We start from the raw sequence: 12537 nt of genomic DNA on the forward strand, positions 1-12537 counted from the left end.
ATGAGATTTACGGTCAAGGCAAAGCTTGCCAGCGCTTTTGGCGCCATCATTGTCCTGTCCATGGTGGCAGGAGGCGTGGCCTACATGAAGCTCGGCGACATGATGGCGACCGCCGACAGCATGGTCCTGCGCGCCACGCGTATGGAGAAGGCGACGCAGATCGAGAAAGACATTCTGCTCCAGCTTCGTGCGGAGAAAAACTCCATTCTCGGCACGGAAGCCCAGGCCGAACAGTTCGCCGCCGATGCAGTCAAGCTTCGCGAAAATGCGACAAAGACCAAGGACGAGGTTTATGCGCTGGCGAGCGAAGGCGGCAAGAAGCTCCTCGACAGCTTCGTTGTGGCCTACGCCAAGATGAATGCCTACCAGGAAGAGACGATCAGGCTGGGCAAGATCGACAAGGCCAAGGCGACAGAGCGCTCGATGGGTGACGGCCGCAAGGTCGTCGCCGACGCGATGGAAGCGATGGGCGCCTATGTCATCAACACGAAGCGGCAGATGGCGGAGCAGGCGGTCCAGTCCAAGGCGGAAGGCCAACAGGCGCAATTCATGCTGATGAGCGTGATCGGGGTCTCGCTTGCCGTGGCTGTTGCCGCGGCGCTCTGGATTTCGATCAGCATCAGCCGTTCGCTGGGGCGTGCGGTCGGTCTCGCGGGCGCAGTCGCCGCTGGCGATCTCAACCAGACCATTCCCTCTGCCAGCAATGACGAGGTCGGCGATCTCATCAAATCGCTGAACGTGATGGTCGAGAAGCTCCGGCAGATCGTCGCCGAAGCGCTCACCGCCGCCCAGAACGTCTCCGCCGGCAGCCAGGAGCTCTCGGCCAGCGCCGAGCAGCTCTCGCAGGGCGCGACCGAGCAGGCCTCGTCCGCCGAGGAAGCGTCGTCCTCGATGGAAGAGATGGCCTCGAATGTGAAGCAGAACGCCGACAACGCCAACCAGACCGAGAAGATCGCGGCGCAGTCGGCCAAGGACGCGGAAGCCAGCGGTGTCGCAGTCGGCCGTGCCGTCCAGGCGATGCAGACCATCGCCGAGAAGATCACCATCGTGCAGGAGATCGCGCGCCAGACCGACCTGCTCGCGCTGAACGCCGCGGTCGAAGCCGCCCGCGCCGGCGAGCACGGCAAGGGCTTTGCCGTGGTTGCCTCCGAGGTCCGCAAGCTCGCCGAGCGCAGCCAGGCTGCCGCAGCCGACATCGGCACACTGTCGAGCGAGACCGTGAAGGTCGCGCAGGAAGCCGGCGACATGCTGTCGAAGCTCGTGCCCGACATCAAGAAGACCGCCGAGCTGGTGCAGGAAATCACCGCCGCCTGCCGCGAGCAGGATGTCGGCTCTTCGCAGATCAACCAGGCGATCCAGCAGCTCGACAAGGTCGGCCAGCAGAACGCCAGCGCCTCCGAGCAGGTGTCCTCGACCTCGGAAGAGCTCGCCTCGCAGGCCGAGCAGCTGCAGTCGACCATCTCGTTCTTCCGCATCGAGCAGGGCGGGCGCGGCGAGAGCGCCGTGTCCATGCCGATCGACCGCGCCGTCACCCAGCTCCGCAGCAAGGCGGGGCAGATGCAGGCCGCGGATCGTGGCGCGAAGAAGCCCGTACCCGCTCGCAAGCCGGCGGGCGCAATGAAGGTCGCCAATGGCGGCGGCTTCGCCTTCGACATGCATGACGGCGAAGACGACCGCGACGCCGAGTTTCAGCGCTGACAACAAGAACCATCTGACCCTGGACTGAGCAATGGCCGCAACCTCGCAATATCTGACGCTCGGGCTCGCCGGCGAGACGTTCGGCATCAGCATTCGCAACGTGCGCGAAATTCTCGACATCCGGCCGATTTCGCGCCTGCCACATGCGCCGAATTTCCTGCTCGGTATGATCGACGTGCGCGGCGCCGGCTACCCGATCGTGGATCTCCGGACCAAGCTCGGCCTCCCGGCCGTGACAGCCACCGAGGCGACCCGCATCATCATCCTCGATGTGCCGATGAAAGAGCGCCTGGTCGGCGTCGGCTTCGTCGCCGACTGCGTGTTCGAGGTCACCGACATCGACGAGCAGGCGATCGAGCCGATCCCCGAGGTGGGCGGTAAGTGGCAGTCCGACTATGCCGCCGGCATCGGCCGCAAGGGCGAAAAGTTCGTCGTCATCTTCGACCTCGCCAAGCTGATGGCGAACGATGAGTTACCGGGCGAGGCGCCTCGCGCCGCCTGAGTTTGCGAAAGTATGCGTGGTTAAGCCTACCACCCCAATTCGAACCAACGAGACCGACATGAGATTCACCGTCAAAGCCAAGCTTGCCAGCGCCTTCGGCGTCGTCATCCTGCTGTCCATGATTGCTGGCGCCGTCGGCTATTTGAAGCTGTCGGATATGGTCAGCACCACCGAGATACTGGTCGGTCGGGCCGGCCGGATGGAAAAGGCTGCCGAGCTCAAGGAAGGCGTGTTGTTCCTGGTGCGCTCAGAGAAGAACTCGATCCTCGCGGCAAGCGATGCCGAATACGACCAGTTCGTCGCCGACCTCGCCAAGAATCGCGAAGCGCTCGCGAAATCCAAGGACGAAATCGCTGCGGCAGCCAGCGAAAGCGGCAAGAAGCTGATGGAGAATTTCTCCGTCGCATTCGCCAAGCTGAACGCCTATCAGGACGAGACGGTCAGGCTTGCGAAGACCGATAAGCCGAAGGCGCTGGACCGCTCCATGCATGACGGCCGCAAGGTCGTCGCGGATGCGCTGGAGGCGGCTGACGGCTACATCAAGAACGTCAAGAAAAACATGGCGGAGCAGGCCGAGCAGTCGAAGCAGGACGGTGCCCGTGCCGAAATGCTGCTGATGAGCCTGGTGATTGCTTCACTGCTGATCGCCGCCGTCGCGGCCACCTGGATCGCACTCAACATCAGCCGCGCACTCGCGCAGGCCGTCGGCCTTGCCGACGCTGTTGCGATCGGCGATCTCAGCCAGAAGATCGAGTCCTCCAGCAACGACGAGATCGGCGATCTCATCAAGTCGTTGAACGCGATGACCGTCAACCTGAATGCCACCGCGGCCCTTGCCAACCAGATCGCGCAAGGCGACCTGACCGTCGAAGCCAAGGCGCTGTCGGACAAGGATACACTCGGCCTCGCGCTCGAACGCATGGTGGAAAAGCTGCGTCAGATCGTCTCGGAAGCCCTGACCGCGGCGCAGAACGTCTCCGCCGGCAGCCAGGAGCTCTCGGCGAGCGCCGAGCAGCTCTCGCAGGGCGCGACCGAGCAGGCCTCGTCCGCCGAGGAAGCGTCGTCCTCGATGGAAGAGATGGCCTCGAACGTGAAGCAGAACGCCGACAACGCCAACCAGACCGAGAAGATCGCTGCGCAGTCGGCCAAGGACGCCGAAGCCAGCGGTGCTGCGGTCGGCCGCGCCGTCAACGCGATGCAGACCATCGCCGAGAAGATCACCATCGTGCAGGAGATCGCGCGTCAGACCGACCTCCTCGCGCTCAACGCGGCGGTCGAGGCCGCGCGCGCCGGCGAGCACGGCAAGGGCTTTGCCGTGGTCGCCTCCGAAGTGCGCAAGCTCGCCGAGCGCAGCCAGGCCGCCGCCGCCGAGATCGGCACGCTCTCGGCCGACACCGTCAAGGTCGCGCAGGAAGCAGGTTCCATGCTGTCCAAGCTCGTTCCGGACATCAAGAAGACGGCAGAGCTCGTTGAGGAGATCACCGCCGCCTGCCGCGAGCAGGACGTCGGCTCGGCCCAGATCAACCAGGCGATCCAGCAGCTCGACAAGGTCGGCCAGCAGAACGCCAGCGCCTCGGAGCAGGTGTCCTCGACCTCGGAAGAACTCGCCTCGCAGGCCGAGCAGCTTCAGTCGACGATCGCCTATTTCCGCATCGAGCACGGCGGCAAGAGCCATGCCCCGGCACCGATCGACCGGGCCGTCAGTCAGCTCCGTACCAAGGCTGCGACCATGGCGGCGGCCGAGCGTCCCGCCAAGAAGCCGCAGGCCAAGCCGGCGCGCGCCATGAAGGCCGCGGGCGGTGGCGGCTTTGCTTTCGACATGAACGACGGTGAGGATGATCGGGACGCCGATTTTCAGCGCTGAGATTTCCGGGGATAGGTTCGCGCCCCGGGGCGGGCCTGTCCTCCTGCTGTTGTGTAAAGGCGCAGGATTCAAAATGGCCCGGTTGGCCCGACATTCATTGCATGCGGGCCTTCAGGGCCGGGGCAGGCGGCCATGATGCCGGCCGCGCTGAATACGGCCGTGCATCTGTCGGATCGTCATTTCCGGACCATTGCCGAACTGATCGAAGGCCAGGTCGGCATCAAGCTGCCGCAAGGCAAGCGGCTGATGCTGGAGGGACGCCTGCACAAGCGTGTGCGCGCCCTGAACTTCTCCGACCTGAACGAATATGTCGACAACCTGTTCGAGGCCGATCATTTCAATACCGAGCTCACCCATCTCATCGACGTGGTGACGACCAACAAGACCGACTTCTTCCGCGAGCCGCAGCATTTCACCTTCATGCGGGACATTGCCATCCCGGCGCTTCTCAAGTCGCACGGCCGCAGGAACGCCAATCTGAAATTCTGGAGCTCGGCGAGCTCCACCGGCATGGAAGCCTACACCACCGCGATGGTGCTGGACGACATGACGCGGAGCGGATCGCGGTTTCAGTATCGTATCCTTGGAACCGACATCTCGACTGCCGTGTTGCGCCTCGCCAAGATCGCGATCTACACCCGCGACGTGCTGGCGCCGGTGCCGGAGCCGTTCCTGAAGAGATATTTCCTGTCTTCGCGCGACAAGTTGCGCGGTGAGGTGCGCGTGGTGCCGGAATTGCGACGCATGACGCATTTCATGCGGATGAACCTGATGGATCCGTCCTATCCCGTCGACCGGGACGTCGATATGATTTTCTGCCGCAACGTGCTGATCTATTTCGACAAGCCGACGCAGCGCAAGGTCGTGGAGAAGCTTTGCAGTCATCTGCGGCCGGGAGGGTATCTGCTGGTCGGACATTCCGAGTCGATGATCCACAGTTCTGTTCCGGGCCTGAAGCAAGTTCAGCCGACCATTTTCCAGGTCTGATCGGGGGCGCATTCAACATGCCGAGGGAGAAAGTTCGCGTACTGATCGTGGACGATTCGGCGTCGGTGCGCCAAATTCTTCAGACGATCCTCAACGACGATCCCGATATCGAGGTGATGGCGACGGCGTCCGATCCGTTCGTCGCGGCGCGGCGTCTCCAGGACGAAATCCCTGATGTCATGATCCTCGACCTCGAGATGCCGCGCATGGACGGCATGACGTTTCTGCGCAAGATCATGGCGCAACGTCCGATCCCCGTGATCATCTGCTCGTCGTTGACCGAGGAAGGCTCGAATGTGATGTTCGAGGCGTTCGAGGCCGGCGCGGTCGACATCGTGCCCAAGCCGAAGATCGATACCAGGCAGGCGTTGCTGGAGTGCTCCACGCGGCTGCGTGAGTCCGTGAAGTCGGCGGCGCGCGCGCGCGTCCGGCCACGCACGGAACGGCGGGTGATCGAGAAGAAGCTCACAGCCGACGCCATCATCCCGCCGCCGGTGCAGGGCAAGGTTCGGCCGACGACCGAGCGCATCGTGTGCATCGGTGCATCGACGGGGGGAACGGAAGCGCTCAACGACGTGCTCGAGATGCTGCCGGCAACCTGCCCTCCCATCCTGATCGTCCAGCATATGCCGGCGGGTTTCACGGCCGCCTTCGCCAAGCGGCTCGACGGCGTCTGCCAGATCCGCGTCAAGGAGGCGGAGGACGGCGAGCCGGTGCTGCCGGGCTGGGCCTATATCGCGCCCGGCGCCCGCCACATGCTGCTCCAGCGCATCGGTCTGCGCTATCAGGTCGCGATCAAGGACGGGCCGCCGGTGTCGCGGCATCGCCCCTCGGTCGACGTGCTGTTTCGTTCCGCGGCCCAGCATGCCGGCGCCAATGCGCTCGGCGTCATCATGACCGGCATGGGGGATGACGGCGCGCGCGGCATGCTGGAGATGCGCAAGCTTGGCGCATCGACCCGCGCGCAGGACGAAGAGAGCTCCGTGGTGTTCGGCATGCCCAAGGAAGCCATCGCCCATGGCGGGGTCGAGAAAGTGGTCTCGCTGAACCACATCCCGCGGGAGATCATGCATTGGTATCAGGCCGGACACACGGCGGCGGCGGGTTGATCGCGATGTCTGTACTTCCGGCCAGCACGCTGACTGATGCAATCGCCGCCGTCGAGGACGTCTCGTCGCGCATCGAGGACGTGTTCGCGCGCGTCGGCCACGAGCTCGGTCGTGGCCACATCGTCTTCAAGGAGCTGAATCAGGGTCTTGCGTCCCTCTCCGGAGAGCTCTCCGGCGCCGAGATCGAGGGCGCCGCGACTGCGCTGCAGGAGATCGCGGCGCGGCTGAGCGAGCTGGCACGGGCTTTGCCGGCCGAGAGCGCCTTGCTGGCGATGATCGGCAAGAGCACGACCGAGGCGTCCGCGCTGCTGAAGCCGCTGTTCAAGCATATCCAGATGATCACCATCATCGCGCGTAGCGCGCGGATCGAGGCGGCGTCGCTCGATGGCGACCGTGAGGGCTTTCTTGCCTTCACGCAGGAGGCCTACGATCTCGGCAGGGCCGTGCAGGGCTCGATCGAGGGCTGCGCGCGGGACCAGCAGCGTCTGTCGGAGGCGGTCGCCACCGCATCCGGCCGGCAGAAGGAGTTCGAGAGAAGCTACGGCGATCAGCTGGTCGCGGAAAGCGCCGAACTCGGTGCAGCCTATTCCGGCCTGCGCGATCAGCGCAGCAAGAGCAGCCATCTCGCCGATCTCGCCAGCGGCAGCACGCGGAAGATCGCCGAGGCGGTCGGTGGCGCGATCATTTCCCTGCAGGCCGGCGACAGCACGCGGCAGCGCCTCGAACATATCTGCCACGGCTTGCGCCTCTCGTCCGACTCCGCGCCGAGCCTCGTCCCGCAGCCGGTCGCAAGCGATGACGGCGCGCATGCGATCAGAAAGTTGCAGGCGGCCCAGCTCAGGGACGCCCAGCGCGAGTTCGGCGGCGACATCGGCCAGATCATCGGCGCGCTGTCGGCGATCCTGAATGACGCAAGCGGCGTCGTCGGTCATGGCGGCTCGCTGTTCGGTGGCGAGAGCGGCTCTTCCTCGTCGTTCCTGACCCGTATCAAGCAGACGCTGGCACAGGCTTCGACCCTGATCGGCACTTGCGAGAGCGCCGGTCGCTCGGTCGACGAGGCGCTGGCGGTTGTCGAGGATACGCTATCTAAATTCCGCCAGGCCATTGCGGGCCTTGCCGAGGCCACGGTCGATATCACGCTGATCGGCATGAACGCGGGTCTCAAGGCGAGCCATCTCGGCAGCCGCGGCAGCGCCTTCGTCGTGATCGCCAACGAGCTCAAGGCGACCGCCGACCTGGTCTCGGCCGGCGCCGGTCGCTTGCGGCCCGTCCTCGACGGCATCGAGCGCTCCGCCAACGAATTGAGGGAGCTCCGCGTCCAGGGCGATCCGACCCAGCTCGCCAATCTAGAGCCGCAGATCCTCCAGGCGCTGCGCGAGGTCGAAGCCGGCAACGAACGGCTCGGCAAGCTGATGCGCCGGCTCGTCGACGAAGGTGCCGAGTTCGAAGGCCTGATGAATTCGGCGCAAGGCCTGATGAGCTCGCTCGGCGAGAGCTCCGCGACGTTGCCGACTGTCGCTGCGCGCCTGGAGACCGCAAGCGCAGGCACGCAGCGGCCGCAGCCGCACGACGAGGCGATGCTCGACGATCTCTTCGCGCGCTACACGATGGAGCGCGAGCGCGACGTCCACCGGGAATTTTTGCAAGCCCTCGGGCTGTCGTCGAGCGCCGCCGCCGCCCGCCGGATTGAGACGGTCGAGGCTGCTGATGACGGCATCGAATTGTTTTGAGTTTGCGGCCGGCGTCGCGCATGCGGCGCCGGCAATTTGACGAATTGGTTTTGCAGGGCGTTAACCGTGGCGGAATACGCGCCGTATCGGTCATTGTCGCGCCCCACAGTTGGTAGCAAATACGTTTGAATATTACGACGGATGATTTTCATGCTCAGAGACGGCAAATACGCTGCCTGGTTCAGAACCCCGCGTGGCCAGGGCACAGGCCTTGTCGAATTGGTCGAGGGGCGGATCTCGGGCCGCGACAGCTTCTTCACCTATGGCGGCTCCTACCAGGTCGATCAGCAACGTTTTACGGCCCTCCTGACCGTGAAGCGCCATACTGAGGGAAATCCGAGCGTGTTTGGTCCTGATGAGGTCGAGGTCAATCTGACCGGCCTATGCAGCGGCGCCATGGCGACGTGCTCGGGCACCGCGCGAGAGGCGCCCGAGGTCAGGTTCGAGTGCACGCCGATCTACAGCCAGGAAGAAGCGCTGCCAGCCGACGCCAAATGCGCAGTCCTCAAGCTCAATCCCGACAAACTGCCCAAGGGGCTCCACAGCCGGTCGCGGCCACGGTCTCCGTTCACACCCTCCAGGCCTCCCGCATCCTGATGCATTCCGCGCCTTAGCTTTGCGTTGACGCTGTTGTCGCGAAAGCACGTGAAGACGGCACCGCGGCAAGAGTGCTTTTAGATCTGAGATCTAGGTTGAGGCCCATAACAAAAGGCGGACAGGGATATGCCTCAGATCTGGATGACTTATGACGAACTCGCGACACTCAGCGGCTGTACTGCCGCCGAGGCCAGGGTGCAGGCGCTGCACCTGTCGCTCGATCGCCGCAAGAGCCGCGATGGAAACACCCGCGTCAAGCTGGACGTCGCTCTCATGGCCCGGTTCTTCGAGATCATTCGCGAAGGCGAATTCGGCCTCGATGACGCGATCACGGCACTGCGCGAAACCCACCGGCTGATGTCCGGCGGCGTCAGCTCTGATCGCGACAGCGTCAGGCGCGGGGTGGCGTAAGTCCGCCGCTCCGGCAGCAATCGGCTCCGTTCGAATCAGGCATAATCATCCAGCCGGACCGCGACCCTCACCGCGACGCAGGCCGCCGACCTCTTGGCCGGCAAATGGTATGCGAACATCCATACCGCGGCCAATCCAGGCGGCGAGTTGCGCGGGCAGATGGCAAAATAGTCTGTTGGACCGCGCTGCACATCGTGCCCGCGATGTGATCCGACGCCGCTCGCGTCAGGACGGCGGTCTCGGCAGGAAAGCCAGAATGGTCTGGGCGAGGATGACGCCGACGGTGCCGCCGGCGGCCTTTTGCAGCACGTCGATGAACTGCGGATCGCGGTCGGGCACCATCGCCTGCAACATCTCGAGCCCGACGGCGACGGCGATCACGAATGCGCAAGCCAGCCTGAAGCGTCCCGGCAGCAGGAAGGACAGCAGGAAGCCCAGCAGGCAATAGGCGCTGAAGCGCTCGATGACGACGACCCAATAGGCCTCCGCATGGCCCATCAGCACCGGCCTGCCCGCAAGCGTAGCCAGCGTGGCATAGACGATCAGCGCAAGGCAGATGGCCGCAGCTGCGATGAGATGATTTCGGCGCATGCAGCATCATAGCCGGTCGACCGGCGTGCGGCTCTCAAAAGCGGAGAACATCGTTAAGGGGAGCGCATCGTTGATGGCATGCTCATGACTGGTGGTTCGCACCGGGACATGTTCAGCTGGCAACTGTTCGAATTCGGGCCAGCCGCGCGCGGTCAGGCCACCAGTGCAGCGTCGCGGGCCGGAGCTGCGGTCGCCGCACGCCGCGACGCCATCAATTCGCTGAATTTTGCAATGGGCAGGGGCGCGGCGACGAGATAGCCCTGACCTTCCTCGACGCCGCACGAGATCAGTGCGCGAGCGCCACCAGCATCTCCACGATCTGCGCGCCGTTCTTGAGCGCAAGCAGCACTTCGCCATGGGCGCGCAGCTCGGCTGGCATGATGTCGAACAGGCTGGAATTGATGCCGAGAATGGCGACCAGTGCCTTGTTGTTGCCGATGTCCCTGAGCACGCCGAGCGCACCGCCGCCGAACTGCTCGACACGGAGGCCAGCCGCCCGAGGGCAGGACGTTGCCATTCGAGCGGCGCGGCGTTCAACGCCGATTGTAGGACCAGCCCTGGTCGACATTGGTCGGGTAGCGGGCCGCGAAGTAGGGATTCTTGACGCAGTTGCGCGCGGGGTCATAGATCCGGTCCGCGCATTCATGGAAGTTCAGGAATCGGCAATCGAAGCCAAACGCACACCAAGGTGCTCCCTTCGGAAATCCGAAGGCCACCGGAACCTGCGCCGATGCCACGGACGGCAGAGCCAGAAGCAAAGTGACGGCGAATGCACGGGACAACATGGTGCGATCCTCCAACAGACTATCGAGCGGATACCGAGGTCGTCGAGCGGCCGTTCTCCGTGAGAAAAAGACGGTCTTCAGTCGTCATTGTTCCCTAGTCTAACATCCGCGCGTGGAGAGATCGAGAGCGCCGAAGCGTCTGGAATGCGGCGTTTTGCGGCGTCCGTCACCAGGTGCTGAAAGACGTCCACGTCCACGAATTGTCGCGTACGCCGGCTAGCTCTTCTTTGCGGCCTTTGACTTGAGCGCCAGGCCGAGACGCAAGGCCATGCGCTTGATCGCGTCGGGCGATCGTCCGAGCTGCTTCGCCGCCTCCTCCAGCGACGTCGAAGACTTGGCCAGCTCCATGAGCCGGCGGTCTTCCTTGAACGACCAGGGCTTCCTCGCCATAACCGAAATGATCCTCTTGCATCGACACAACAACAAAGCCGCCAAGCGGACCCATGTCGCTCGACGGCTTTGCTTGGGTGGGGCCGGGCTCTTGGGGAAAGCCCGGTGCGAAGATGGATATGCGATCGGTGAGACTTCGCAACAAACAACGGGGATTAAGCTAACCCCTCAACCTTACCGCGAGGAAATCGGCGCCTGACGCTCCGTACAACTCCGGGGTTTTCCTTGTCTCGCGCCGATCAGCGATGGTCTCAGCCATCCGGCCTGACGCCCCGCCACCACGTCCGGTTGCCTCCGCGCCGGTTCGCTCCCCCGCAAGACCGTTTGCGAAATTTTCGCATGCGGTCGGACGTTCTCGCGTGAAAGTTGCAAACTCTCGAAGAGATCAAACCCCACCCTGGCGCGCCATCGAAAAAAATGTTCCTCACTCGATGCTGGACGCTGAATCGATTCAAGATTCGTTGAAGATCGATGTCGTGAATGAGTCCGCGCGCGCATCAGCCGACTCTCGTCTGCATCTGTCACGAGATCGTCGAATTCGTTCGGCTATGATCGTGCGAGCGATACGAATAAGAAGAAGATCGAGATGCTTCAAAAAACGCTATCTGCCAAGCCTCTAGCGAAGATGAGAGAGCGGGCATTCGAGGGCGCGTTCCTCGGCATTGCGCTGATCGCAATGGCGGGGTGGGCCTATTTCATCATTCTGCTGTCAGTGAAATTCTTCTTCTGGCTGGCTGGTTGATGCGGACGGCCAGGAAGCAAGCACGCTGCTGCCCAAAAATTCCCGCCAGTGACGATAAAATCAGCGCCCGCCATCACGATCTCGACACAACTCGAAGATGAGAATCTCCGAATCCCGAATGAAGCCGACGGACGGCGGCCAAACAGAGAGACCTTCGGATGAGTTGGGTTTCGATTTTGATTTCGATCTTCGTCGGCTTCTGCATCGGTTACGCGATGCGCGCGTGGCGGGCGCACAGGGAACAGCGACGGGTCCATGCTGCCTGGGGGCGCCAGCACGTGTCGTTTGCCAGGGCGCGCCGTGCGTTCTGAGTGGATTCAGCCGAAACCACACCGCGCGAAGGTAACCATACGAGGCAGGTTAGGCCGTGCCCGATATTGTTCCCCACGCATGCCCTTATTAAGGTGCGCACGTTTCTTGGAGGACCTGATGGTCCTTGCGTGCGTGATTGAATTTGGGAAGCCGACACGGATGGTCCGGCAATTTGGCCTTGGTCGTTCGGACTTGCAGGCGTTGTCCTGTTGGTCTGAACGACCCGTGGATCGCGAAAGAGGTGCGCCATGACAAGCTTCAGGAACAACAATGCGCCGCGGCGATATTTTGTCGATGCGGTCGGCAGGCGCGTTCTGATCGGTCTTACGCCCGAGGAGACCTTTGAGTTCGAGCGGCTCGACAGCGAGCCGAACGGCGGTCGAACCGAAGCAATCCGGATCGAGCGGAGTTCTCGGCCCGCGCCCGGCGAGCAGCGCTGGCTGGAGCTATATGCCAAGCATGAAGATGCATGGAAGGTCTGGATGGCGCAGAGCCGCGTCGATCGGCCTTACCTCTAGATCCTACAGGGCAGAATCTCAGGCCAACTCGTCCGGGAAAGGCGGCGCGGGGAAAAGCTTAGCGAGGCGGTCCAGCCCCATCCCGCGCACTCTTGGGTCCAGAGCATGTCGTGCCATGACGTGCCTGAACTTCCACTCAGGGCCGGAAAACTGGTCCGCGTCCCAGATCTGTGGCTTCGGACGACCATCCAGGCCGCGAATCCAGACGAAGTAGGATTCGTTCATCCTCTGTGAGTCCCTCTCGCAGATCGACGCGGTCAGCCTGCCGTCACATCTTGTGGGACGGCAGCTGCCACGAAGG

Annotated in this window: 15 protein-coding genes and 1 pseudogene; 11 read left to right on the plus strand and 5 right to left on the minus strand. The window is 63.4% G+C overall.

Annotation, left to right across the window (positions count from 1 at the left end):
* From YUA_RS0123290 to YUA_RS48560, 9 genes and pseudogenes are all read left to right on the plus strand, one after another.
* A complete protein-coding gene (locus YUA_RS0123290; RefSeq protein WP_027532870.1) occupies positions 1-1698 on the plus strand; it encodes a methyl-accepting chemotaxis protein in 1698 nt (565 codons plus the stop codon).
* A gap of 31 nt (positions 1699-1729) precedes the next feature.
* The gene (locus YUA_RS0123295) at positions 1730-2200 is read left to right on the plus strand and encodes a chemotaxis protein CheW (protein WP_027532871.1); all 471 of its coding nucleotides are present in this window, start codon (positions 1730-1732) and stop codon (positions 2198-2200) included.
* Positions 2201-2258: 58 nt separating this feature from the next.
* Positions 2259-4064 carry a methyl-accepting chemotaxis protein gene (locus YUA_RS0123300; RefSeq protein ID WP_027532872.1) on the plus strand — a complete coding sequence of 602 codons (1806 nt, stop codon included), beginning with the start codon at positions 2259-2261 and terminating at the stop codon, positions 4062-4064.
* A 132-nt stretch (positions 4065-4196) separates the two neighbouring features.
* Positions 4197-5051: a protein-glutamate O-methyltransferase CheR gene (locus YUA_RS0123305; RefSeq protein ID WP_027532873.1), complete on the plus strand. Its 855-nt coding sequence runs from the start codon at positions 4197-4199 to the stop codon at positions 5049-5051.
* A 17-nt stretch (positions 5052-5068) separates the two neighbouring features.
* Complete coding sequence (locus YUA_RS0123310) at positions 5069-6160, plus strand: chemotaxis response regulator protein-glutamate methylesterase (protein ID WP_027532874.1); 1092 nt, start codon at positions 5069-5071, stop codon at positions 6158-6160.
* A gap of 5 nt (positions 6161-6165) precedes the next feature.
* A complete protein-coding gene (locus YUA_RS0123315) occupies positions 6166-7890 on the plus strand; it encodes a hypothetical protein (protein ID WP_027532875.1) in 1725 nt (574 codons plus the stop codon).
* Between the two features lie 150 nt (positions 7891-8040).
* Positions 8041-8487 (plus strand): hypothetical protein, encoded by a 447-nt coding sequence (locus YUA_RS0123320; RefSeq protein ID WP_027532876.1) that lies wholly within the window; start codon positions 8041-8043, stop codon positions 8485-8487.
* 126 nt (positions 8488-8613) lie between these two features.
* The gene (locus YUA_RS0123325) at positions 8614-8898 is read left to right on the plus strand and encodes a hypothetical protein (RefSeq protein WP_027532877.1); all 285 of its coding nucleotides are present in this window, start codon (positions 8614-8616) and stop codon (positions 8896-8898) included.
* A gap of 57 nt (positions 8899-8955) precedes the next feature.
* Positions 8956-9069 (plus strand): annotated as a pseudogene (locus YUA_RS48560) (CHRD domain-containing protein); the annotation flags it as partial.
* A 54-nt stretch (positions 9070-9123) separates the two neighbouring features.
* Here YUA_RS48560 and YUA_RS0123335 read toward each other — a convergent pair.
* From YUA_RS0123335 to YUA_RS51155, 4 genes are all read right to left on the minus strand, one after another.
* Positions 9124-9489 (minus strand): VanZ family protein, encoded by a 366-nt coding sequence (locus tag YUA_RS0123335; protein WP_027532878.1) that lies wholly within the window; start codon positions 9487-9489, stop codon positions 9124-9126.
* A 286-nt stretch (positions 9490-9775) separates the two neighbouring features.
* Positions 9776-10006 carry a hypothetical protein gene (locus YUA_RS0123345; RefSeq protein WP_027532880.1) on the minus strand — a complete coding sequence of 77 codons (231 nt, stop codon included), beginning with the start codon at positions 10004-10006 and terminating at the stop codon, positions 9776-9778.
* Between the two features lie 16 nt (positions 10007-10022).
* The gene (locus YUA_RS0123350; protein WP_027532881.1) at positions 10023-10274 is read right to left on the minus strand and encodes a hypothetical protein; all 252 of its coding nucleotides are present in this window, start codon (positions 10272-10274) and stop codon (positions 10023-10025) included.
* Positions 10275-10490: 216 nt separating this feature from the next.
* Positions 10491-10664: a hypothetical protein gene (locus tag YUA_RS51155; protein WP_187437049.1), complete on the minus strand. Its 174-nt coding sequence runs from the start codon at positions 10662-10664 to the stop codon at positions 10491-10493.
* Positions 10665-11250: 586 nt separating this feature from the next.
* On the opposite strand from YUA_RS51155, the gene YUA_RS51160 reads away from it, so the two are divergent.
* Complete coding sequence (locus YUA_RS51160; RefSeq protein ID WP_198029493.1) at positions 11251-11406, plus strand: hypothetical protein; 156 nt, start codon at positions 11251-11253, stop codon at positions 11404-11406.
* A gap of 560 nt (positions 11407-11966) precedes the next feature.
* Positions 11967-12236 (plus strand): hypothetical protein, encoded by a 270-nt coding sequence (locus YUA_RS0123365; protein WP_027532882.1) that lies wholly within the window; start codon positions 11967-11969, stop codon positions 12234-12236.
* Between the two features lie 18 nt (positions 12237-12254).
* Here YUA_RS0123365 and YUA_RS0123370 read toward each other — a convergent pair whose 3' ends face one another.
* The gene (locus YUA_RS0123370) at positions 12255-12461 is read right to left on the minus strand and encodes a hypothetical protein (RefSeq protein WP_035971684.1); all 207 of its coding nucleotides are present in this window, start codon (positions 12459-12461) and stop codon (positions 12255-12257) included.
* Between the last annotated feature and the right edge of the window lie 76 nt (positions 12462-12537).

Source organism: Bradyrhizobium sp. WSM3983 (assembly GCF_000473045.1).
Classification (GTDB): Bacteria; Pseudomonadota; Alphaproteobacteria; order Rhizobiales; family Xanthobacteraceae; genus Bradyrhizobium.

Bases quoted from the DNA above. Each gene is read 5' to 3' on its own strand.
- YUA_RS0123290 (WP_027532870.1), top strand. From the start codon at position 1: ATGAGATTTACGGTCAAGGCAAAGCTTGCCAGCGCTTTTGGCGCCATC.
- YUA_RS0123295 (WP_027532871.1), top strand. From the start codon at position 1,730: ATGGCCGCAACCTCGCAATATCTGACGCTCGGGCTCGCCGGCGAGACG.
- YUA_RS0123300 (WP_027532872.1), top strand. From the start codon at position 2,259: ATGAGATTCACCGTCAAAGCCAAGCTTGCCAGCGCCTTCGGCGTCGTC.
- YUA_RS0123305 (WP_027532873.1), top strand. From the start codon at position 4,197: ATGATGCCGGCCGCGCTGAATACGGCCGTGCATCTGTCGGATCGTCAT.
- YUA_RS0123310 (WP_027532874.1), top strand. From the start codon at position 5,069: ATGCCGAGGGAGAAAGTTCGCGTACTGATCGTGGACGATTCGGCGTCG.
- YUA_RS0123315 (WP_027532875.1), top strand. From the start codon at position 6,166: ATGTCTGTACTTCCGGCCAGCACGCTGACTGATGCAATCGCCGCCGTC.
- YUA_RS0123320 (WP_027532876.1), top strand. From the start codon at position 8,041: ATGCTCAGAGACGGCAAATACGCTGCCTGGTTCAGAACCCCGCGTGGC.
- YUA_RS0123325 (WP_027532877.1), top strand. From the start codon at position 8,614: ATGCCTCAGATCTGGATGACTTATGACGAACTCGCGACACTCAGCGGC.
- YUA_RS0123335 (WP_027532878.1), bottom strand. From the start codon at position 9,489: ATGCGCCGAAATCATCTCATCGCAGCTGCGGCCATCTGCCTTGCGCTG.
- YUA_RS0123345 (WP_027532880.1), bottom strand. From the start codon at position 10,006: ATGGCAACGTCCTGCCCTCGGGCGGCTGGCCTCCGTGTCGAGCAGTTC.
- YUA_RS0123350 (WP_027532881.1), bottom strand. From the start codon at position 10,274: ATGTTGTCCCGTGCATTCGCCGTCACTTTGCTTCTGGCTCTGCCGTCC.
- YUA_RS51155 (WP_187437049.1), bottom strand. From the start codon at position 10,664: ATGGCGAGGAAGCCCTGGTCGTTCAAGGAAGACCGCCGGCTCATGGAG.
- YUA_RS51160 (WP_198029493.1), top strand. From the start codon at position 11,251: ATGCTTCAAAAAACGCTATCTGCCAAGCCTCTAGCGAAGATGAGAGAG.
- YUA_RS0123365 (WP_027532882.1), top strand. From the start codon at position 11,967: ATGACAAGCTTCAGGAACAACAATGCGCCGCGGCGATATTTTGTCGAT.
- YUA_RS0123370 (WP_035971684.1), bottom strand. From the start codon at position 12,461: ATGAACGAATCCTACTTCGTCTGGATTCGCGGCCTGGATGGTCGTCCG.